Annotated in this window: 19 protein-coding genes; 1 reads left to right on the top strand and 18 read right to left on the bottom strand. The window is 42.9% G+C overall.

Features of this window, described 5'->3' with window-relative positions:
- The first annotated feature begins 100 nt into the window (after nucleotides 1–100).
- Complete coding sequence (locus ACZ41C_RS05125; protein ID WP_464564833.1) at nucleotides 101–955, top strand: YihY/virulence factor BrkB family protein; 855 nt, start codon at nucleotides 101–103, stop codon at nucleotides 953–955.
- On the opposite strand, the gene argH is transcribed toward ACZ41C_RS05125, so the two are convergent.
- The 18 genes from argH to ACZ41C_RS05035 form a co-directional block, all read right to left on the bottom strand.
- Nucleotides 952–2,232, bottom strand: a complete 1,281-nt coding sequence (gene argH, locus ACZ41C_RS05120; RefSeq protein WP_464564831.1) for an argininosuccinate lyase — start codon at nucleotides 2,230–2,232, stop codon at nucleotides 952–954. The two genes, ACZ41C_RS05125 and argH, sit on opposite strands and share 4 nt — an antisense overlap.
- A 67-nt stretch (nucleotides 2,233–2,299) precedes the next feature.
- Nucleotides 2,300–3,364, bottom strand: a complete 1,065-nt coding sequence (locus tag ACZ41C_RS05115; RefSeq protein ID WP_464564829.1) for a M20 family metallo-hydrolase — start codon at nucleotides 3,362–3,364, stop codon at nucleotides 2,300–2,302.
- Between the two features lies 1 nt (nucleotide 3,365).
- Nucleotides 3,366–4,145: an acetylglutamate kinase gene (gene argB, locus ACZ41C_RS05110; protein WP_272636180.1), complete on the bottom strand. Its 780-nt coding sequence runs from the start codon at nucleotides 4,143–4,145 to the stop codon at nucleotides 3,366–3,368.
- 95 nt (nucleotides 4,146–4,240) lie between these two features.
- Nucleotides 4,241–4,993 carry an SDR family NAD(P)-dependent oxidoreductase gene (locus ACZ41C_RS05105; protein ID WP_240042653.1) on the bottom strand — a complete coding sequence of 251 codons (753 nt, stop codon included), beginning with the start codon at nucleotides 4,991–4,993 and terminating at the stop codon, nucleotides 4,241–4,243.
- A gap of 2 nt (nucleotides 4,994–4,995) precedes the next feature.
- The gene (locus ACZ41C_RS05100; RefSeq protein WP_464564826.1) at nucleotides 4,996–5,934 is read right to left on the bottom strand and encodes a Rossmann-fold NAD(P)-binding domain-containing protein; all 939 of its coding nucleotides are present in this window, start codon (nucleotides 5,932–5,934) and stop codon (nucleotides 4,996–4,998) included.
- Nucleotides 5,931–6,695, bottom strand: coding sequence for a glutamate 5-kinase (proB, locus tag ACZ41C_RS05095; RefSeq protein ID WP_138257036.1), 765 nt, complete (start codon nucleotides 6,693–6,695; stop codon nucleotides 5,931–5,933). The genes ACZ41C_RS05100 and proB overlap by 4 nt, the downstream gene beginning before the upstream one ends.
- Before the next feature lie 221 nt (nucleotides 6,696–6,916).
- On the bottom strand, nucleotides 6,917–8,113 hold the full coding sequence (locus ACZ41C_RS05090; protein ID WP_464564824.1) for a glutamate-5-semialdehyde dehydrogenase: 1,197 nt from the start codon (nucleotides 8,111–8,113) through the stop codon (nucleotides 6,917–6,919).
- Nucleotides 8,110–9,237 carry an aspartate aminotransferase family protein gene (locus ACZ41C_RS05085; protein WP_464564822.1) on the bottom strand — a complete coding sequence of 376 codons (1,128 nt, stop codon included), beginning with the start codon at nucleotides 9,235–9,237 and terminating at the stop codon, nucleotides 8,110–8,112. Before ACZ41C_RS05085 ends, ACZ41C_RS05090 begins: the two co-directional genes overlap by 4 nt.
- A gap of 355 nt (nucleotides 9,238–9,592) precedes the next feature.
- Nucleotides 9,593–10,387 carry a pyrroline-5-carboxylate reductase gene (proC, locus tag ACZ41C_RS05080; RefSeq protein WP_138257039.1) on the bottom strand — a complete coding sequence of 265 codons (795 nt, stop codon included), beginning with the start codon at nucleotides 10,385–10,387 and terminating at the stop codon, nucleotides 9,593–9,595.
- Nucleotides 10,388–10,495: 108 nt separating this feature from the next.
- On the bottom strand, nucleotides 10,496–11,470 hold the full coding sequence (gene argC, locus ACZ41C_RS05075) for an N-acetyl-gamma-glutamyl-phosphate reductase (RefSeq protein WP_464564819.1): 975 nt from the start codon (nucleotides 11,468–11,470) through the stop codon (nucleotides 10,496–10,498).
- Nucleotides 11,463–12,650 carry an argininosuccinate synthase gene (gene argG, locus ACZ41C_RS05070; RefSeq protein WP_464564817.1) on the bottom strand — a complete coding sequence of 396 codons (1,188 nt, stop codon included), beginning with the start codon at nucleotides 12,648–12,650 and terminating at the stop codon, nucleotides 11,463–11,465. The genes argC and argG overlap by 8 nt, the downstream gene beginning before the upstream one ends.
- A gap of 42 nt (nucleotides 12,651–12,692) precedes the next feature.
- A complete protein-coding gene (locus ACZ41C_RS05065; RefSeq protein WP_138257350.1) occupies nucleotides 12,693–13,313 on the bottom strand; it encodes a GNAT family N-acetyltransferase in 621 nt (206 codons plus the stop codon).
- Between the two features lie 237 nt (nucleotides 13,314–13,550).
- The gene (locus ACZ41C_RS05060) at nucleotides 13,551–14,894 is read right to left on the bottom strand and encodes a mannosyltransferase (RefSeq protein WP_464564814.1); all 1,344 of its coding nucleotides are present in this window, start codon (nucleotides 14,892–14,894) and stop codon (nucleotides 13,551–13,553) included.
- 191 nt (nucleotides 14,895–15,085) lie between these two features.
- Entirely contained in the window at nucleotides 15,086–16,420 is a 1,335-nt protein-coding gene (locus ACZ41C_RS05055) for an MBL fold metallo-hydrolase (RefSeq protein WP_464564812.1), read from the bottom strand.
- 160 nt (nucleotides 16,421–16,580) lie between these two features.
- Entirely contained in the window at nucleotides 16,581–18,251 is a 1,671-nt protein-coding gene (locus ACZ41C_RS05050) for a SulP family inorganic anion transporter (RefSeq protein WP_464564810.1), read from the bottom strand.
- A 147-nt stretch (nucleotides 18,252–18,398) separates the two neighbouring features.
- Nucleotides 18,399–19,892 (bottom strand): alpha-L-fucosidase, encoded by a 1,494-nt coding sequence (locus tag ACZ41C_RS05045; RefSeq protein ID WP_464564808.1) that lies wholly within the window; start codon nucleotides 19,890–19,892, stop codon nucleotides 18,399–18,401.
- 385 nt (nucleotides 19,893–20,277) lie between these two features.
- Entirely contained in the window at nucleotides 20,278–20,856 is a 579-nt protein-coding gene (locus tag ACZ41C_RS05040) for a DUF1349 domain-containing protein (RefSeq protein WP_464564806.1), read from the bottom strand.
- 407 nt (nucleotides 20,857–21,263) lie between these two features.
- The gene (locus ACZ41C_RS05035; protein WP_464564804.1) at nucleotides 21,264–21,722 is read right to left on the bottom strand and encodes an SRPBCC domain-containing protein; all 459 of its coding nucleotides are present in this window, start codon (nucleotides 21,720–21,722) and stop codon (nucleotides 21,264–21,266) included.
- Nucleotides 21,723–21,742 lie beyond the last annotated feature (20 nt).

Raw genomic sequence — 21,742 nt, 5'->3', positions numbered from 1 at the left:
AATTCTACAAGTGTTTTCAGGGTTTGGGATAGTATAATTCCGATATGGGTCAACGAAATTGGAGTAGATAAAATAGCTTCAAAAAGCCAAAGGTGATACGATGAAATTTAGTTTGAAACAGCTTCCAAAATTATTATGGGCGACTTTTAATTCCTGGTTGGAAAAGGAACCTTTTAAAATAAGCGCCGTAATAGCGTATTACGCGATTCTTTCTTTACCCGGACTTTTAATTATAATACTTGAAATTGTTGGTTCCATTTGGGGAAGGGAAATAGTTCGTGGGGAACTTTTTTCTGAAATATCTTCAGCCATGGGCCCTGAAACGGCACAGTCCATCCAGGAAATGTTGGCCAATACAGGCAGTGAAAACACATCCACCTTGGCCACCATTTTAGGGGTCTGCGTGCTTATTTACGGCGCAACGGGGGTATTCTACCAATTGCAAAATGCCCTTAACGAAATTTGGGGCGTATCACCTAACTATTCCAACGAACTTTTGGCTACCATTTTTGGTAGGTTGAAAAGCTTTGGTTTTATTCTGATTTTTGGTTTTCTATTGCTGATAAGCTTTGTGATTACATCCTTGCTATCGGCATTTTCCAGGCAATTGTCGAGCTTATTGTCCTCTCAGGTAGTAGGTTGGACCTTTGTAATGGACATCTTATTATCATTGGTTTTTATTTACTTTCTATTCGCCGCTATGTTCAAGTTTTTGCCCAGCAAAGTGGTCAAGTGGAGTGCCGTAAAAATTGGGGCGGCACTTACGGCACTTTTGTTCCTGATGGGAAAATACGCCCTGGCCTTTTATTTTGGGAAAGCGGAACCCGGTTCAACCTACGGTGCGGCCGGCTCCATCATTTTAATCATGTTATGGGTTTCCTACTCCAGCCTCATCGTTACCTTTGGTGCACAGTTTACCAAGATCTATTCGGATAGGTTCGTTTCGTCAGGCTAACCTATTTTATCCATTTTCGATTTGATTTCGGGCAGACAAAGATTGCCCAAACTTCCTTGATGGGAATGGGAAATATCCCGTTTTGGGGTAAAGGTACCTTGCTGGATTTCCTGTCCCATTTTCTTGTAGGCATCCCTGAACGGCATTCCGTTTTGGACCAACTCGTTCAAAGTATCCACACTGAACAGGTAATCGTATTTTTCATCTTCCAAAATATCCTTGTTCACCTGGATTTCCTCCAAGCTGAACGTAAGTATTTCCAAGCAGGCCTTCATGTCCTGGATGGCTGGCACGATGATTTCCTTCACCAATTGCAAGTCCCTGTGGTAACCGCTGGGTAAATTGTTGATGACCAGTGTCAATTGGTTGGGGACGGATTGCAGTTTGTTGCATTTTCCCCTGACCAGTTCAAAGACATCCGGATTTTTTTTGTGGGGCATGATGCTGCTCCCGGTGGTCAACTCGTCCGGAAAGGAAATAAAATTGAAGTTTTGGCTCATGTAAAGGCAAATGTCCATCGCCATTTTGGATAGGGTGGACGCGATACTTGCCATCCCGAAAGCTGTTGCCTTTTCAACTTTTCCACGTCCCATTTGGGCGGCCACCACATTATATTTTAGGGTCTCAAAGCCCATTTCCTTAGTGGTAAAGCTTCGGTCTATTGGAAAGGAACTTCCGTATCCCGCTGCACTCCCCAAGGGATTTTGGTCGGCCACTTTATAGGCAGCTTCTATAAAATAAAGATCGTCTATTAAGCTTTCGGCATAGGCGGAAAACCACAGCCCGAACGATGAGGGCATCGCTATCTGCAAGTGCGTATATCCCGGGAGCAAGACATCCTTATATGTTTCGGCCTTTTCCAAAAGCAGGTCGAATAATTCTTTGGTCATGGATTTAATTTCAGTCAACTCATCCTTCAGATATAAATGCATTGCCACCAAAACTTGGTCGTTTCTAGATCTGGCCGTGTGGATCTTTTTGCCCGTATCGCCCAAACTCAAGGTAAGCATGTATTCTATTTTGGAATGCATATCCTCAAAGGAGGACTCAATGGTGAAGGTCCCCCTTTCAATTCTTGAGGCGATGGCATCCAATTCCTTGACCAGCTCCTGGGTTTCCTTTTGCGTCAAAAGACCGATTTTTCCCAGCATTTTCGCATGTGCCTTTGAGGCGATCACATCATATTTTGCGAGTTGTAAATCCAATTCCCTATCGTTGCCAACCGTGAACTGGTCTATTTTTTTGTCCGTGCTAAATCCTTTGTCCCAGAGCTTCATCGTTTTTCAAATTCAATTTCAAGTGCAAACATCAAGTTCAAAAAATTTGTGTTTGAACTTGTGTTTATTATTTAATAAATCCTTCTAATAACTTAATATACAAATCAATGCCTTCCTCAATTTCGCATACATATATAAATTCATCCGCGGAATGGGAACGTGTACTGTCCCCCGGTCCCAATTTTAAGGATTGGCAACTCAATGCCGCTTGATCGGATAGGGTAGGGGAACCATAAGTTTTACGTCCCAATGCGATGCCCGATTTTACCAAGGGATGGTCTTTGTCGATGCTTGAGGAGTTGAGACGCAGCGAACGTTCCTTTAATTCGCAGGGTGCCTCACGTTTCAATAAATCGGCAATTTCCTGGTTGGTGTATTTATCGTTCACCCGTACGTCTACTACCAAATCTACCTGAGAAGGGACAACGTTATGTTGACTCCCCGCGTTTATTTGAGTAACCGTCATTTTCACGTCTCCCAAAACTTCGGATTTCCTGTCGAAAGAATAGTTTTTGAACCACTCCAATACTTCGATTGTATTATATATGGCATTATTATCGTTAGGATGCGCCGCATGTGATGGCGTTCCCTTTACCACGGCATCGAAAACCACAAGGCCCTTTTCCGCAATGGCCAATTGCATAAGTGTGGGTTCGCCAACAATGGCCACATCAATTTTGGGCAGACTGGGCAAAAGTCCCCGCAAACTGTTTTTTCCGGCATTTTCCTCTTCGGCCGAAGCGACCATCAAAATATTATGATTCAGGTTTTCGGCATGATAAAAATAGGCGAAGGTTGCCAACAGGGAAACCAAACATCCCCCTGCATCGTTACTTCCCAGTCCAAATAATTTGCCATCCTCAATATGGGGCAGGAAGGGGTCTTTTGTGTATGCTTGGTTAGGCTTTACGGTGTCGTGATGGGAGTTAAGCAATAGTGTTGGTTTGGAATCGTCCCAATACTTGTTCTTTGCAAAAATGTTGTTGTGAATACGCTCAAATGGAATATCCAGGCCCTTGAACCAATTTTCCAAGGCAGCCGCCGTACCTTCTTCCTCTTTTGAAAAGGAGGGTGTGGAAATCAATTCCTTTAGCAGTTCTAAGGCCTTTTCCGTAAGTGTTCGTTGGTTCATTTTATAAGGTTATGGTCGTAAATAGGTCGTTTTTTTGGTCCAACATGAACATATTTCCCAAACAGACCGATTTTACGTTATGATGTAAAGCATGGAAACAATTTTCCAATTTGGGCAGCATCCCGTCCGCAATGATGCCTTCGTGTAAAAGCTCCTTGTATTTTTTTGTATCGATGTGCCTAACTACCGATGCTTCATCGGTCACGTCCATCAAAACCCCCGGTTTTTCAAAACAGTAATAGAGTGTTGTGTCGTATTTTTCTCCCAATCCAATGGCCAATTCAGAGGCGATAGTATCCGCATTTGTATTTAAAAGCTGCCCATTGCCGTCGTGGCTCATGGCACAAAACACCGGGGTTAGACCTAGTGAAACCAGATTGGAAATTGTTGTTGTATTCACACCATCAATATCGCCCACAAATCCAAAATCGATTTCTTTAACCGGTCTTTTTTGGGCCTGTATGCTATCAGCATCGGCACCGCTCAGACCAATCGCATTGCACTGGTTTGCCTGTAATTTAGCAACAATATTTTTATTGGTAAGACCCGCATAGACCATGGTGATAATGTCCAAGGTTTCTGCATCGGTAATTCTGCGACCGTTTACCATTTTGGATGCTATGCCCAATTTGGAAGCCAATTGTGTAGCCAGTTTGCCACCGCCATGTACCAGGATTTTAGGACCTTCCATTTCGGAAAACAAATGGATGAATCGCTCCATTTCGGCCTCGTTCTCAATGACGTTTCCTCCAATTTTTACAACCGACAGTTTTTCTCTCATACGTTTAAAATTGGGTCAATATCTTGATTCTTAAACATTTCCTTCTGTATAGATATTTAACTTACCATAATAAATCCTTCGTTAAGGGTTTCAACTTACGAATTTATAATTCCTCCGTCAATGGTCATCGCTGTTCCCGTTATCCAGCTAGCTTCTTCAGAGACTAAGAACAAGGCCAATTTTGCTATGTCCTCCGGTGTTCCCAAGCGTTTCAATAGGGTCGCCTTGGCCGCATCTTCAACGGCTTTACCAGGCACTGAAAATGCTTTCGCCGAATCCCAAAGTAAGGGTGTATCAACCGGACCTGGGCATATTGCGTTTACGCGTACTTCTGGACCATACTCTACGGCCATTTGTTTCATCAAAGCTACTGAACCAGCCTTGGAAGCACAATAGGCAGGGTGATTGGGAAAGCTTTTGAATGCAGCGATGGATGCATTGATTAATATATTCCCTTTTGATGCTTGAAGATGTGGAACAGCATATTTACACAGATAAAAAATGGCGCTGAGGTTGGTATGTATCGTATTGTTCCAGTCCTCCATAGAAAGATTGACCACATTGCCCAAACCCAGTATTCCAGCATTCAGGGAAACTATATCCAGTGTGCCAAAATGGGAAATCGCCGTTGCTACCAACTTTTCATTGTAGTCTATATTGCGGATATCACCTCCAATAAAAATGGAATCTTTTAAGCTGGATGAGAGCTCCAACCCACGTTCTTCGTTTCTACCGGATAAAATCAATTTAGCACCTTCTTCCCAAAATTTGGTTGCAATCGCCTTGCCCATACCGCTGGTAGCGCCGGTAACGATACATACTTTGTCTTTCAGTTTTGCTTCAATCAAGGTTACAGGTTTTCCAGAATTTTCTTTAAAACGATTTGGGCCGCATATGTCCTGTTATTGGCCTGTTCAATGACCAAACTCTGATCGCTGTCTAAGACAGCATCCTCGACCACGACGTTCCTTCGAACCGGCAAACAGTGCATGAATTTTGCAGACCCCAGCTTCTTTTTGGTCATCATCCAATTAGGATCTTGGTTCAGGACCTTGCCATATTCCTTATAACTGCTCCAGTTTTTTATATATACGAAATCTGCATCTTGCAGGGCTTTTTCCTGATTGTATTCAATGTGGACATCCTTCGTAATAGCTGGATTAAGTTCATATCCTTTGGGATGTGTAATGACAAAATCTGCTTCCTGTAGCTGCATCATTTCCACAAAGGAATTGGCAACGGCATGGGGTAGCGCCTTGGGGTGTGGTGCCCACGACAGCACAACTTTTGGTCTTTCCTTGCTGTTGTGCTCTTCTATGGTAATGGCATCTGCCAAGGCCTGTAAAGGGTGACCTACGGAACTTTCCATATTGACAATGGGAATACCGGCGTATTTTTTGAATCCGTTCAGGACAACTTCCGCTTCGTCCTGCTCCTTATCGGTGAGCGAAGCAAAGGCACGAATGGCCACAATATCACAGAATTGGGAAACTACTTGGGCCGCTTCTTTGACATGTTCCGATGTGTTTTGGTCCATCACCGTACCATCCCCGTATTCCAAGGTCCAACCCTCGCTTCCAAAATTCATGACCATTACGTCCATGCCCAGATTCATCGCCGCTTTTTGGGTGCTCAAACGTGTCCTAAGGCTATTATTAAAGAAGAGCATGCAAATGGTTTTATTCGCTCCTAGGTTTTTATCTGCCTTTGGTTGCGATTTTAAAATTTTTGCCTCCTTTACCCATACGGATAAATTATCAATGTCTTTAATGGATAAATAATGCGTCATACTACTATTTTTGTAAAGTTCGATGCTCCTTCAATGGCATCCAAAATAAAATTATCCTTGAGCCCGTTTACGATCCATGTTTCGATGCGGGCCTTTTTTGCGATTCTGGCCGCCTGCATCTTGGATTCCATTCCGCCCGTACCGTGGGAGGATTTTTCCAAGCTTATTTCTTTTTCCAGTTCCTCAATATTCATTACCTCCGGGATTGTCTGTGGTTTAGAATCGTGGATAGTATCCTTGACATATATGCCATCTGTATTTGTGGCGATGATCAACACATCCACATCTAAAAGGCTTGCCGCTAATGCCGCTAATTTATCGTTATCACCGAATTTGATTTCGTCTGTTGCCACCGTATCGTTTTCATTGATGATGGGAACAAAATTATTTTCTACCAAGACATTGATGGTGTTCTTGATATTTTCCTTGGATTCCGGTTTTTCAAAGTCGGAATAGGAAAGGAGGCATTGCGAAGTGAACAGTCCCAACTCCCTAAAATTCTCCTGATAGATGCGCATGAGGTGCGGCTGACCTATAGCCGCCAAGGCCTGTTTCACGGTAATTTCCTTCCCATTGTGTTCCAATTTTACGAACTGCTTTGCAGCGGCGATCGCCCCGGAACTTACGATGATGAATTCATAATCGTTTTTCAGTTTGGCGATTTGCCGTGCGATATCCTCAATCTTACCTCTGGAAATCTGATCGGTTTCCTTGGTAAGGGTATTAGAGCCTATTTTTAATAAAATCCTTTTTTTCATTATTCGCTATTCGCCGTTCGCTGGACGCTTAGCCCAGTTCGTTATTAGTTGTTGGAGGGTCTTTTTATATTTTATTATTCTAACATCTAACTACTGAACTTATTTTCTTTTCCAGTCTGTTCGAATCCCTCTATTTTAAACTATAAAACAAGAACTCATATTCTTTTTCACCTTTAGGTCTCGACTTCGCTCGACCGAACAGCTTTATTTATGTTACCAACAACTTACCTAACCTGCCCATTTCCTTTCACATACCACTTGTTGGTCACCAAATGTTGAAGGCCGATAGGCCCTCTTTGATGTAATTTATCCGTACTGATGGCCAATTCACCTCCCAGTCCAAATTCGCCCCCATCCGTAAAGCGGGAGGATGCATTGTGATAAACTGCGGCAGCATCCACGGAATTCATAAACTCGGCTGCCTTTTCCTCATTGTTTGTGACGATTACGGCAGAATGCCCGCCGCCATACGTGTTGATGGTAATTATCGCTTCGTCCAAATCCGGTACCTGCCCTATGAGTATTTTATAATCCAAAAACTCCTCGTACCATACTTTTTCATTGGGCATGACCGAAGTGCCTTCCAATCCTTCCAACTTTGCATCGGTCAGAATCTCGACCTTGTGCTTTTTTAAAGATTGGATGAGGTGGTGCAAAAACTCTTGTTTTCTTGGCAAATCCCTTGAAATCAACACCTTGTCCAAGGCATTGCAGGCCGATATTTTCGAGGCCTTCCCATTGATGATAATGTCCAGGGCCATCTGTAAATCGGCATCGGTATCCACATATACAAAATTGTTGCCCCTACCGCTTACGATGACCGGGCAGCGGGCATGTTGCTTTACAAAGGCAATCAGTTTTTCCCCGCCCCTAGGGACTATCAAATCCAATTTCTGCGTTGGATGTTCCAAAAAGGCTTGGGTCTGTGTACGGTCAAATTCTAAATAGGTCACCCAATCCTTAGGACACTCGTGCTTTTCCAGCGCCTTATGCCAAAGTTCTACCAAAAATAGGTTGCTGTTCAGGGACTCCTTGCCGCCTTTCAATAAAATTTTGTTGCCCGATTTAAAGGCGATTCCCGCTGCCTCAATGGTCACATCGGGCCTTGATTCATAGATAATCAAGATGGTTCCAAAAGGAGCTGTTTTGTTACTGACCTTAATACCGTTTTCATGGGAAAAGGCAAAACGTTCAATGCCCAAAGGGTCCGGTTCCGATGCCAATTGCTTCAAGGCGGAAATCATACCAGCTACTTTGGCATCGTCCACTTTCAATCGATCGCCCATGGCCAGATCCGCCCCGTCGTAATTACCCATATCCAATTTGTTGGCGGCAAACAAGGCCGATTTCTCCATGGAAATCAGTTGCGCCATGGTCGTAAGCACGGCGTTTCTGGTCGTTATGTCCAACTGTTTGTTCACTTCAATGCAGTTTTTAGGGCTTCAAAAAATATATCGATGTCTTTTTTGGAAATATTCAGGGCCGGTAGAATTCGCAGCACATGTTTGTCCTTGGCACCCCCCGTGAACAAATGATGGTCATAGATCAATTTTTTTCGCAAGGGACCCACTTCAAAACCAAATTCCAGCCCTAGCATCAAACCTTTGCCTTTCACCCTCTTCACTTGGGGTATTTCGGTAGCCTTTTTTGTAAAATAAGAGCCAAGCTTGGCGGCATTTTCTATTAAATTCTCTTCTTCAATCACTTCCAAAACGGCAAGGGCGGCGGCACAGGCCAAATGGTTTCCTCCAAAAGTGGTGCCCAACATACCGTGACTTGCCTTGATGTCTTCGTGCAATAGAATACCACCTACAGGAAATCCATTTCCCATGCCTTTTGCGATACTTATAATAGCTGGTTCGATCCCATGATGCTGAAAACCGAAGAATTTCCCACTTCTCCCGTAACCGGATTGTACCTCATCGGCGATGAGGACAGCTTCATGTTCCTTGCACAGCGCGGCTATTTTTTGATAGAATTGTGTCGATGGCTCGTCCAGGCCACCAACCCCTTGGATTGCTTCGATAATGACGGCACATACATCGCCCTTGCTCAATTCTTTTTTCAAGCCTTCCGCATCGTCCAAGGCCAAAAAGGTAACTTGCTGCTGCTTGTTTATAGGAGCGTTGATGGAAGCGTTGTCCGTCGCCGCTACCGCTGCGGATGTCCTACCATGAAAACTATTTTTAAAGGCGATTATGCGTGACTTTTCCGTAATGAAGGAAGCCATCTTTAGGGCATTTTCATTGGCCTCCGCGCCCGAATTGCATAGAAAAAGATTATAGTTTTCACAGCCTGAAAGTTTGCCCAGCTTTTCGGCGAGTTCTTCCTGAATCGGATTTTGAACGGCATTGCTATAAAACCCGATGTTGTCCAACTGGTCCTTTATCCGTCTCACATAGTGCGGATGTGAATGACCTATTGAAATCACGGCATGACCACCGTAAAAATCCAAATATTCCTGTCCTTTAGCATCGGTAACTACAATTCCTTTGGCCGAAACCGGAGTAACATCGTACAAAGGGTATACGTCGAATAGTTTCATATCATGAGCCCCCTAACCCCCAAAGAGGGTATTTTACGGGGTGTTTGTTTTAATCGTTAATTATATTTTTAAGTATCAAGTCCAAGGGTCAAGTTCAAACTCAAATTCAAATATCAAGTTCATGTAAAAAATGTCAATTATTGGATTACTTTCTATCCCACTAGTTCACTAACTCACTTGAACACTATCTCACCAATCCCCAAATCCGCCAATCCTCAAATCCACACATCCTCACATCAATCTCCACATCAATCAATCCCCACATCCGCACATCCACAAATCCTCAAATCCACAAATTGCCCAATCCACACATCAATCAATCCATTAATCGTCAAATCCCCTAATTCCCAATACGTCACCTCTTCTTAAACTCGGTAATTTTATCGTAGGATGCCACAATACCCTGGATCAATGAGGAACTTAAACCTTGGTGCTCCATTTCGTTCAAGCCCTGGATGGTACAGCCCATGGGGGTCGTTACCCGGTCTATTTCTTCTTCCGGGTGGTTGCCGGATTCAATCAATAATTTTGCGGCACCATTACAGGTATGCATGGCCAGTTCTTGTGCTTCCCTGGCATCAAAACCAAGCTGAATGGCACCTTGGGTGGTGGCGCGGATCAACCGCATCCAAAAAGCGATGCCGCTGGCACAGATTACCGTTGCTGCCTGCATCTGCGATTCCGGAATTTCCATGGAGTGCCCCATCCTATTGAAAATGGCTTTGGCCAAATCGATCCGTTTTTTGCCTTTTTCATTACTGCAGATGCAGGTCATGGATTCACCAACGGAAATTGCCGTGTTGGGCATACTCCTAATGATGTATCTGTCTGTTCCAATTACTTCCTCAATCCTATTCAACTCGAATCCCGTGATGGTGGAGATAATGACATGATTGTCCGTGAACAGGTCTTTGACACTTTCCAGAATACTTGCAAAATGCCCTGGCTGCACCGCAAAAATCAGGATATCGCATTTGGCAACCGCTTCCCTATTATCCGGTGTGACCGTAACATTGCCATATTTCTCATATTCAGAAATGGACCTTACATTACGTTTGGTCAGGTACATGCTCGTGGCACCGTTGCTGTTCAGAATTCCTTTGGCAATGGAAAGTCCCAGATTACCTGCTCCTATGATCGCTATTTTCATTTCCCTTTTTCGTTATTCGTTGTTGGATTTTAGTTGTTGACAGTGCTTGGAAAATCTTCGATTTTATTCACTATCCCTCTAACGTACTAATCCACTATTTCACTATCATTAAAAAACCCCAGCTTTCAAATTCAGTCCCAAATTTTCTTCCAACCCTAAAATCAGGTTCATATTTTGTACCGCCTGTCCGGATGCTCCTTTTAATAAGTTATCGATTGCCGATGTTATCAAAAGGGTATCGTTGTGTTTATGCAAGTGTATATGGCAATTATTGGTGTTTACCACTTGCTTTAGACTAATAGGTTCTTCCGAAACATGCGTAAAAATGGCATCAGAATAATACTCCTTGAACAGGGATTTGGCATCTTCCAAGGAACCTGAAAAATTCGTATAAGCCGTAGCAAAAATGCCCCGTGTAAAATTCCCCCGGTTTGGTAGGAAAAACAATTCGCCAATAGGTTGCTGAAAGGAACGCAGGCTTTCGTTGATTTCCCCCAAATGCTGGTGCGTAAAGGGCTTATACCAACTTACGTTGTTGCTGCGCCAGCTAAAGTGGGAGGTGTCCGTAGGGCTTATGCCCGCACCTGTACTTCCTGTGACCGCGTTTACATGGATCTTGTCCGATAACTTTCCTGCCTTAGCCAATGGCAACAGCGCCAATTGAATGGCCGTGGCAAAACATCCGGGATTGGCGATGTATTGGGCATATTCAATATCGGAAGTATTCAATTCGGGCAGACCGTATACAAATTGTTTTCCGTTGAAATTGGCATCGGCCTGTAACCGAAAATCGTTGCTCAAATCGATGATTACCGTCTTCTCGGAAAAGTTGTTTTCCAATAAAAATTGGGAGGAATTCCCATGTCCCAAGCAAAGAAAGACAACATCCACTTCTAGGTTAACGGTTCCGGTAAATTGCATTTCGGTCAGCCCAAAAAGGTCGGGATGCGCAGTATGTAAACCCTTACCGGCCCTGGTAGTGGAATAAACAAAATCGATTTCCACTGCAGGGTGATTCAATACTATCCGGATGAGTTCCCCCCCAGTATATCCCGAACCTCCAATAATACCCGCTTTAATCATTGCCTTGATTTACGTGGTTGTATATTTTTCCCGCATTGGACTGGATTTTAATAAAGCCCTTGGCTTCCTCGGCCGTCCAGCCCTTGTTCATTTCGCCATAACTTCCAAAGGAGGCATTCATAAGGTCGTGGGGTGAGGAAATACCGTTCAATCGAAACTGGAAGGGGTATAAACTCACGAACACATCGCCCGATACCGTTTTTTGGGTATCGGTTAAAAAGGCCTCGATGTTCCGCATGACGGCATCCAAATAATGTCCTTCGTGCAACAGCATCCCATAGAAATTACCTTGCTGCTCCTTTTGAAATTGTTGCCATTTGGTCAAAGTATGTTTTTCCAATAGATGGTGGGCCTTAATGATGATCAAGGCGGCCGCTGCCTCAAAACCTACCCTCCCCTTAATTCCAATAATGGTATCACCTACATGGATATCCCTGCCAATGGCATATTTGGAGGCCATTGCTTCCAATTTTTCTATGTTGTTTACCGGAGTATCGGTGGTTCCGTCCAAAGCGACCAATTCTCCTTTTTCAAAGGTCAGTTTAACATCCGTTGGCGTTTTTTCTTCCAACTGGCTGGGATACGCACTATCCGGCAGAGCCTTTTCAGAAGTCAAAGTTTCCTCGCCCCCAACCGAAGTTCCCCAAAGACCTTTGTTGATACTGTATTTGGCCTTTTCCCAAGGGTAGTCCACCCCATTTTCCTGTAGATATTTGATCTCGACTTCCCTGGCCAATTTGTTGTCACGGATGGGGGTGATGATTTCTATTTCCGGAGCGATTATCTGAAAAATCATATCGAAACGCACCTGGTCATTACCGGCTCCCGTGCTGCCGTGGGCAATGTATTTGGCCCCTATATTCTTGGCATGGTTAACGATTTCTATGGCTTGAACGATACGTTCCGCACTTACCGATAACGGATAGGTATTGTTCTTCAATACGTTGCCAAAAATTAGGTACTTTACCACTTTCTCATAAAACGTCTGTACGGCATCAATAGAGGTGTAGGAAGTGGCGCCAAGTTCCAAGGCCTTTTTCTCAATGTTTTTAATTTCCTCAGGAATAAACCCTCCTGTATTTACGCTCACGGCATGGACCTCAAATCCTTTTTCCTTTGATAGATATTTGGCGCAATAGGAGGTGTCCAATCCACCGCTGTATGCTAAAACTAATTTCATTACTTATTCTATTTAGTTCCCCAATTGGGAATCAATTTGATATTATTTATTCTCTTTTTTAAAGAACAAGGCCTCCTTGATACTTTTTAATCGTTTAAAGGATTTGCTATTAATCTCCTTTTTCTTCTTGTCCTTTTCCTTGCGTTCCGGATCGTAAAGCATTCCCGTGCAAAGACACATTTTACGCTCGGTACGGGTCAGAATATCGAAGTTTTTACAGGTTTGGCAACCTTTCCAAAATTCGGGGTCGTCCGTTAGTTCTGAAAATGTAACAGGTTGGTATCCAAGATCGTAATTGATTTTCATTACTGCCAATCCTGTAGTGATTCCGAATATTTTGGCATTTGGGAATTTCTCCCTACTCAGTTCAAAAATCCTACCCTTAATGGCCTTTGCAAGTCCGTGACCTCTATAATCAGGGTGTACGATCAACCCAGAATTGGCCACGAATTTTTCATGGCCCCATACTTCGATATAGCAAAATCCGGCAAATTTGTCCCCGTCCAAGGCAATAATTGCATTTCCGTTGGACAATTTCTTTTGAATATATTCTGGAGTGCGCTTTGCAATCCCCGTTCCACGAACTTTGGCGGATTCCGCGATGGTATCGCAGATAATCTGTGCATATTTAAAATGTGATTCGTTAGCAACAACTAGTTTCATTGCCATGTTTGGATTTTAATAAGAAATAAAAATAAGATTTTGCTCGTGCGGAAATGGACTCACCTAATTCCATTAAAAATGTACAACCCTTACGGGCGACGACGGCGAGATACGAACGGACTGATGGGAGTACTGATACTCGTAAAAATCGAAATGTAAAGCTTCTCGTTCATTATGAAGTAAAAGTACAAATTAAATTGTACCTAAGTAATAATGGGCCTATTTTTTACAAAAAGCTTACTTTTTGTTAGGATGCACGAAAATTTCATATCCCATAAAACCCAATACCACGGCAAATTCCAAAGCCAGAAGGAGTAAATTTTCCTCATTGTTCACTTGGGAATAGGCAAAATAACTGAGAACGATCATACCTGTCCAGATTACAGGAAACTTAACAGAAATAAAGACGCCCAAAAGCAAGACCGAAATGATGTACCACGGATGGACCGTTGTTGAAATCATGTAGTACATCGTGAGAAGCCACATCATGGAAGCCATGAGTGTTAGGAGGTCCTTGTTGTTCCTTAGAAAAGTAAGGAGTAGGGCCGTAATTAAGGTTAAATAAGGAACAATTTTGCCATACTCCTTTATGAATTCCCAGGGTTTTTCATCCATGGCAATGGCAACGCGTTTTGTCACATTGTAGAAGCCTGCATTGAATTCAAAGTTTGAAAACCAGAGTCCGACAGTCTCTGTATAGTTGGTTAAAAAGGCAGGGTCATAAAAAGGCAAAAACAATAGAATCGAAATACCTGCGATGATAAGATAAAAAGGCAGGCTTTTTTTTAGTCCGAAATATGTTAAGAACAAGGGCATAAAAAGTAGGGGCACCAATTTGACCGATATGGAACAGGCCATGACGATGGCCGCAAGCTGCCATTTGTTTTGGGACAATAAATACAGCGACCACACCAGAAAAAACAGCATGATACCTTCAAAATGAAGGTTACCGGTGAGTTCAACGATGACCAAGGGATTCAAAAAGTACCAACAGATAAGGTGGGGGGACCTATTGAGGTTTTTTAATAGTTTCCGGCCAAAATAAAAGATACCCAAATCGGCCAGGATAATCGTGCTTCTTAGAACTACAATTGAGCCCAAGATGGACTTTCCGCCTAACAGTGCCGCAAGGGCAAATACCATTTGGTGCAAAGGAGGATAGCTGCTGTAATGTTTGGCGCTTAGACTACCCATTCCCTGGTGCAATTCCTGTGCGTTCGCAATGGGAAGGTCCCGATTTTCAATAAGGGTATTTGGAACTTCCAAGTACGGATTCAAAAGGTTTATGATGAGTTCCCCGTCCCAAATAAAACGAAAATAATCCTGGGACAAGTGTGGCTCAAGCGGGATAAAAATCAGCCTGAACAATATTCCCGAAACCAACAGAAAACGAAAGTTCCATTTTTCGAATTGGATAAGTTTCCAATAGAAAAAGAAAAGTGCCGCAAATAGAGTAAAAAGCTTTACATAGTCCGTTCGTTCCAACTGATAGGCTAGACTATAGTAAAAAACCATGGAGAACAGCGCAAATAGTAAGGGCAGTCTATGAAGTTGAAAATACGTTGTCAGCCTTCTGGGCACGTTATTTAGTTTGGTTGAACAAGCACACTAATTTAGCGGATTATTTCAACTCCAAAAATATGAGCTTCTCAAAGTGTTTGAAATTCGTTTATATAACGATATCCAAGATTGTCTCTCACGCAAAAACTCGGGGGCATTTTTGGTTGTATTCTTTTCAAAAAGGCAAGAGGCTATAGCCAAATCCATGGGTATTAGGTGTTTTTGAATTCCTTTACCTCCTCACCAAGGTCCAAAACTTTGGCATTTTCCATTAGTTTTTGAAGCAAACTACTCCCAGCGGCACTTCTATACCCTCCTGCGCAGTGCACGACAATCGGTTTGTCCCGCGGTATATCCTTGTATGTATTTCTAAGATTGTTCAGGGGATGTGTTAAGGCCCCTCCAAAAAAGGTTCCTTCATTGATTTCGCTTTGGTTACGAATATCCACAATGGTATAATTGGAGGGATTCTTTTTGAAATCGGATAAATCCAGTCCATTGCTCTGCTCCAAATGCTTTTTATCCGGAGTAATGACCGATTTTAATTGGTTTTCATACCCAATTTTGGACACCCTATTCAATATTGCTTCCAAGTCATACGGATTATCGATGACGATATGGAAAGGCTCTTCCGGTGCTATTATGGAACCCAACCAAGTTTCGAATTTGTCTTTTGGTGAATTGGCCTGTATGTTAATGCTTCCCGGTAAATGGCCTTTCTTAAAATCCGATTCATTTCGTGTGTCCACAAGCCATCCATTTTCCATGGCATTGAACTTAAACTCTATAGACGCTGTCGCCTTTCTAACATTCTTTGAGCCCATTTTGTTTATGTCCACGTTAAAACCAAAATAGGAGGGAATAAAGGGCTGACTATCCAATAAATAGCTTGTAAATTCCTCCTTGGTCAGTTCCTTAAAAGCCCAGTTTCCCTGCCGTTCCTCTCCTAAGGTACTGCTACTGGCGGAACTTAAATTTTTACCACAGAGCGAACCCGCTCCGTGTGCAGGATACACTATGGCCTCGTCCGGTATACCTTTGAACTTGTTCCTTATGGTGTGATACATCATTTCCGCCAATTCTTCACGCTTTGCCTTCATGTTGCCCGACTTCTCCCTTAAATCAGGTCTTCCAACATCGCCAATGAACAACGTATCCCCAGTAAAAAGAGCCATTTGATTATCATCTTTGGCAATTATCGTGATACTGTCCGGGGAATGCCCCGGCGTATTAATGGCCGATAACGTTACGTTTCCCAGGTTCAAGGTAACACCTTCGTCAAATGCGGTAAAGGGATAAGAGGCACCCAACTTTTCGCTGTTGTAAATCGTAGCACCTGTTTCCTCATGTATTTGAAGATGGGAACTTACAAAATCGGCATGGGGATGTGTTTCCATGACCGCAACGATATCCGCATCGTTTTCATGGGCATACTCATAATATTGTGTGGGATCTCTTTCCGGGTCTATGATGGACATCTTCCCATCGCTTATTATGGCATATGAATAATGGGCCAAAGGGGCATATTCAAATTGCTTTATAATCATAATGTGTAGTTCTCTATTTTTAAAAAAGTATCCCAAATAAAATAGGACATTCTATAAAAATAGACAGTAACAAAGGTTACATTGAACTTCATTTAAGAAAAATTTTGACCTGATAAAGCGCATCGTTCGCTCCAAAAGGAAAAGTCCTGTAAATCGAAAATCAGCTCGATATTTCGCCTGCTTTCAATTTGTCCCTAAGATAGGAATAGCTATCCCCAATATGCTCAAAAATATCTTCGGGAGGTATAAGGTCAGGAATAATATCCACGGCCTCCAACATGTCCCTGGGCTGCTCCTTCAGACCCACCAAGATCACCTCAATATTTTCCAGTTCAAGGTCCAAAATCACTTCTTCCAAGGTATATAGCCCGGTCTGGTCCATGTAGGGTACGCGGTCCATGCGTATGATTACCGCTTTTACATCCTGGGAAAGGGTCTTGATCTGGTCCTTGAAATAAGAAGTAAAACCAAAGAACAAGGGCCCATATAAATGTTTAACGATGACCTTGTCCTTGTATTTATCGTAAAACTCTATCTCGTCCTGCCAAGGTTTCTCTCCGTCTATTTCGGCTATATTTCCCACTTCCAGTCCTTTTTCGCCTATGTCGCCGGATTTTTTCATGAACAACAGACAAGCCAGGGCGATCCCGATTCCTACGGCGTGTATCAAGCTACCAAACGTGGTTACGGACAGCACCAACAGAAGTACGACGGCATCGGCCTTGGGTACTTTTCGCAAATGCTTCAGCCCCTTAAAATCGATGATCTTAAACCCGATGGGAATCAGCAATCCGGCCAGAACACTAAGCGGAATGTGCGCGGCCAGTTGTCCAAGCCCCAATAAAACGGCCAAAAGGAATAGGCCATGGAAAATCCCCGATAAACGCGTTTTCCCGCCCGCATTGATATTCACCACGGTTCCCTTGGTGGCTCCCGCACCGGGAATCCCGCCAACGGCGGCCGCCAACATATTTCCAATTCCCTGCCCAATGAGCTCCCTGTTGCTATTGTGCTTGGTCTTGGTCATATTGTCCGCAATAACGGATGTCAACAAGGAATCGATACTGCCAAGAACGGCCAATACCAAGGCAAATTCTATGATTTTTGGATAGGCACTTGGGGGAACGCTAAAGATGCCCCCAAGTTGGAAGGCGGGCAATCCGGACGGAATCTCCCCGATCAAAGGTACGTCCATTTTGGCAAAATAGGCTATCAAGGTCGCCACGATCAATGCCACAAGGGCACTGGGAACGGCCTTGGTGATTTTCGGGAAAATGAAATATACTACAATGGTTATGGCCCCCAACAAAAGGGCATTGAGATTGGTTTCGGATGCAATTCTAGGTAAATCCTTTATGACCGATAAGGTCGACTTAGCCGAGTCCATGCCCAAAAATGGAAAGATCTGCAAAATGACGATGATAAGGCCCACCCCGCTCATGAATCCCGAGATTACCGGATAGGGAAAATATTTCACATAGCCCGCTATATTCAAAAATCCAAAAATGACCTGAAATGCACCACCCAATAAAAACGTCAATAATATGATGTTCATGGAACCCTCCGTACCACCGTTCATTTGCATGGCAGTAGCCACCAAGGCTGCCGATACCACGGTCATGGGACCTGTTGGACCACTGGCCTGTGTCTCCGTTCCCCCAAACATGGCTGCAAAAATACCTACCGCTATGGCCCCATATAGCCCTGCCGTTGCACCGAGGCCGGACTGTACACCAAAGGCCAAGGCCAAGGGCAAGGCGACTACCCCGGCAACCAAGCCACCTGTAAAGTCCCCTTTTAAATGTTTGGTATTGAATAGTTTATTGAGCATAGCGTTCTATTTTGGTTAGTTTTATCGGATTAATAATAAGTAAGTTATCCGTCAGGATTGTATCTGAAAGATACCAAATCTGAAAGTTTTTTATAGCTGCTATCGATGAAAGCTTTTTGTAGACCTACATAAAACTATGTTACTGGATTATTCCAACTGGGTAACCTTGATGGTCCATACATGGTCGCTAGGGGGATTCTTCCGGATGGATCTTGGAATGTTTACCACGAAGCCTTCCCCTTGGGGCGTCCACTTTAAAACCTCATCATATCCCAAAAGCGTTACGGTACTTCCTTTTTTGGGCCGATGCGATTTTATGGGAATCGTTGCCGGTATTTCCGTTTCCCCTTCCTTCGCGAGGTACAGAAAGTAGGTTGTACCATCCTTCTGTTGGGTCATACAAATGTTATCCTCTTTGTAGGGCGCCAGGGTATGGCTATTGTAAATGGCTTCATTGTTGATGTCCATCCACTTTCCATATTCCTGGAGCAAATTATAGGCACCCGGGTCCCATTCCCCCTCAGGCGATGGGGCAATGTTCAACAACAGATTACCTCCCTTGGCCACAATATCCACCAACATTTGTATACCCTCCTTACCTGTCATGTAATTGGAATCCGGCGTGTAGGACCAGCCATCACCTGAAATGATGCAGGATTCCCAAGGGTAGGGCAGTTCCTTTTCCGGTACGCGGTTTTCCGGGGTGAGGTAATTTTGATTTTTTCCGTAAACGGCACGGTCCACGACAATGAGCCCGGGTTGTTTTTCACGGGCCTTGGTCACCAGTTCATCCATGCGGATATCCTGGGATACCATTCTGTGTTTTATGAAACCATTTCCCGAAGCGTTTTCGGTAAACTTTTCCGCATAGTTTTCCTCCAAGTTCTGTTGATCCCGTTTTTTGACCCAACCGCCATCGAGCCAAATAATGTCCACCTTGCCATAGTCAGTCAGTAATTCCAACAATTGATTATGCGTGAACTGTACGTACTTTTCCCATTTTTCAGGATATAGGGCAGGGTCATAGTTTACATTCCTGTCCTGTGGCGGAAAATAAGGGTCCCAGTAGTTTTCATGGTGCCAATCCGGTTTGGAAAAATAGGCACCTACCCACATATCCTTCGCCCTAAAGGAATCGAAAATTTCCTTGGTGATATTTGTCTTGGGATGTTGGCTAAAGGCGCATTCCGGGTCCGTTACCTTATAATCCGTATACTTGGAATCGAACATGGAAAACCCATCATGGTGCTTGGTGGTAAAGACCACATAGCGCATTCCGGCGGCCTTGGCGGCATCGGCCCATTTATCCGGGTCAAATTTTACGGGGTTAAACGTCTTTTTTAGCCCTTCATATTCCTTTTTATATTCAAAATAATTCTGGGGATTACTTCCTTTGGTACGTTCGCACCAACCGTAGTCCTCCGGGCAAATGGACCATGATTCTACAATGCCCCATTGGCTATAGGGCCCCCAATGCATGAGGAGTCCGAATTTTATATCCTGCCACTGGTCCAGTTTTTCCAGCACCAAGGGATCCGTTTCGGGAACATAGCGTTCGTCTTCCAATATGGCCTGGGAAAAGGAATAGGAGGTAAACAGAAGGATTAAGGCGATGGCTAATTTTTTCAGGGATGTTTTCATGGTTGATTACGTTAAGACCGAAAATTGAAAATCGGACAAATAAGCTGAAATATAGCAAATCTGGAAATCAATAATAAGAAGAAGGCTCCTAAAGGTTGATAAAAATAAAAGGGCCAAGTAAAATGCTCTAGAGGTCAAATTTTGGAAATAACTTTTAGTAATTAGTTCAATGATCTCGATTATTGGCAGTTGTTTTTAGAATAATTTACCATGTCCTTTTTTTCATAAGTTCAGGAATGCTGCGGCAGATTGGCCATAGAAATCTATCGTGAATTAGGCTATAATGGTCTATTTTAGGCGTGTGGCCTTAAAATGATTCCTCATTTATCCATTGGTTTTAGTCCACGCATAAGAAGCATTGTTATTTTAAGCAGTTTGACAATGGTTATTTTTTTATTCTTTCCAACCATTCCAATCTTTTCAAGTCCCCTAAATGTTTGATGGTAAACCCTTCAAAGATGGCTTTAAAGCCATCTCCATCTGGACTTGCCGCCATCATACCCACCTTTACCGGAATCCTATCTTTTAGATAGCATAGGTTGCTCATCGCATAGTCCTTGCCATCCAGGGAATAATATATTTCTACCGCATCTAATCTTCTAATAATCTTAATCCATACGGATTTAGGTCTTTCCAATAATCTAATAATGCTCCAGCTACTTTGACGGTTCGTTACTACGGTACTGTAATTATACATGCCGTCAACATATTCAATTCCAGTTTTTATCCAATGTTTTTCGTTAATACGTAACATCATCCCCATTTGGTCATATTGGGTTTTATAGGAACCTGTAATTTTTAAGGTGGCCTCAAACTCGCCACCTCTGACAGTATAATAAAACGGACCATCGTCTACCGTAAATCCATAATGTGTTTTACGCCAATAGTCTGATTGCGGGGTTACGAACAATTCTAATTTGTCGTCTGAAATGTTCCAGGAGCTTGGTTCATTATACCAGTTCATGGAATTTAAGTTTTGTGAAGAAGCTTTGTTTGCCATGGGTTGCATTCCTAAAATTGTATGCTATTTAATCGCGTTTGTGACCGTACTGCGAGTAAAGTAATGTGAGTTAAAAAGGTCTATTTTCATTGGGCCAAGATAAGGCTTCCGACCTTCTGCATGTTTGTATGGTGCATTTCTTACTTTATATGGATTTTAAATGAAATATAACGAAAGCCCTTTAGAAAAATATGGTTATCCTTTCAAATTTGGAATTGCAGCTATCCAGTTGGGCTAGATGAGCAAAGACAATAAATTTTGAAACAAGCGGCTAACATTGCAAAATCTGGGCTGTCCTATGATGAGAACTATGTATCGAAATTGAACTAAAAGAACTTGTTTTTTAACTTAGTTCTTTGTTAGGTGCAGTTTTATTTTTCTGAAATCTCTTTCAATTTGTCTAATGCGCTGGGATAAGTATTATCAAAGTAGTCAAGGTATTCATCAACAACATCCAGTTCCACAATTACGGTAGTGATTCCATTATTTTCTTTGAACTTATAGTTTTCAAGTCCGCCAGCCCATTTTTCTACCTTTTCCCCAGTTGTTATTTCAGTCTCTCCATCCAGAATACCATAGTGACGAATTGAAACAAAATCGGCAGGTTTGTTTTCAACAATTTCCGAAACCATGCCTCCTTTTTTACCATTTTCATCTAATCCGATAAAATGAATTTTACTTCCTTTATTCCAGCTTCCCTCAAAAGTTGATGTTGGGTTAAAAGCTGATGTCCAATATTCATAGGTGGATTTATCATTTAACCCTAGCATCGCTTCATAGATATTTTGGGATGAAGAATTTATCTTCTTTTCGTATTTGATTTTTTTCATCACTCGATATTTTAAAGTTT

This window comes from Maribacter sp. C-4077, from assembly GCF_055378385.1.
This window is presented reverse-complemented; position numbering and strand designations above follow the sequence as displayed.

Bases quoted from the DNA above. Each gene is read 5' to 3' on its own strand.
- ACZ41C_RS05125 (WP_464564833.1), top strand. From the start codon at position 101: ATGAAATTTAGTTTGAAACAGCTTCCAAAATTATTATGGGCGACTTTT.
- argH (WP_464564831.1), bottom strand. From the start codon at position 2,232: ATGAAGCTCTGGGACAAAGGATTTAGCACGGACAAAAAAATAGACCAG.
- ACZ41C_RS05115 (WP_464564829.1), bottom strand. From the start codon at position 3,364: ATGAACCAACGAACACTTACGGAAAAGGCCTTAGAACTGCTAAAGGAA.
- argB (WP_272636180.1), bottom strand. From the start codon at position 4,145: ATGAGAGAAAAACTGTCGGTTGTAAAAATTGGAGGAAACGTCATTGAG.
- ACZ41C_RS05100 (WP_464564826.1), bottom strand. From the start codon at position 5,934: ATGACGCATTATTTATCCATTAAAGACATTGATAATTTATCCGTATGG.
- ACZ41C_RS05085 (WP_464564822.1), bottom strand. From the start codon at position 9,237: ATGAAACTATTCGACGTATACCCTTTGTACGATGTTACTCCGGTTTCG.
- proC (WP_138257039.1), bottom strand. From the start codon at position 10,387: ATGAAAATAGCGATCATAGGAGCAGGTAATCTGGGACTTTCCATTGCC.
- argC (WP_464564819.1), bottom strand. From the start codon at position 11,470: ATGATTAAAGCGGGTATTATTGGAGGTTCGGGATATACTGGGGGGGAA.
- argG (WP_464564817.1), bottom strand. From the start codon at position 12,650: ATGAAATTAGTTTTAGCATACAGCGGTGGATTGGACACCTCCTATTGC.
- ACZ41C_RS05065 (WP_138257350.1), bottom strand. From the start codon at position 13,313: ATGAAACTAGTTGTTGCTAACGAATCACATTTTAAATATGCACAGATT.
- ACZ41C_RS05055 (WP_464564812.1), bottom strand. From the start codon at position 16,420: ATGATTATAAAGCAATTTGAATATGCCCCTTTGGCCCATTATTCATAT.
- ACZ41C_RS05050 (WP_464564810.1), bottom strand. From the start codon at position 18,251: ATGCTCAATAAACTATTCAATACCAAACATTTAAAAGGGGACTTTACA.
- ACZ41C_RS05045 (WP_464564808.1), bottom strand. From the start codon at position 19,892: ATGAAAACATCCCTGAAAAAATTAGCCATCGCCTTAATCCTTCTGTTT.
- ACZ41C_RS05040 (WP_464564806.1), bottom strand. From the start codon at position 20,856: ATGAACTGGTATAATGAACCAAGCTCCTGGAACATTTCAGACGACAAA.
- ACZ41C_RS05035 (WP_464564804.1), bottom strand. From the start codon at position 21,722: ATGAAAAAAATCAAATACGAAAAGAAGATAAATTCTTCATCCCAAAAT.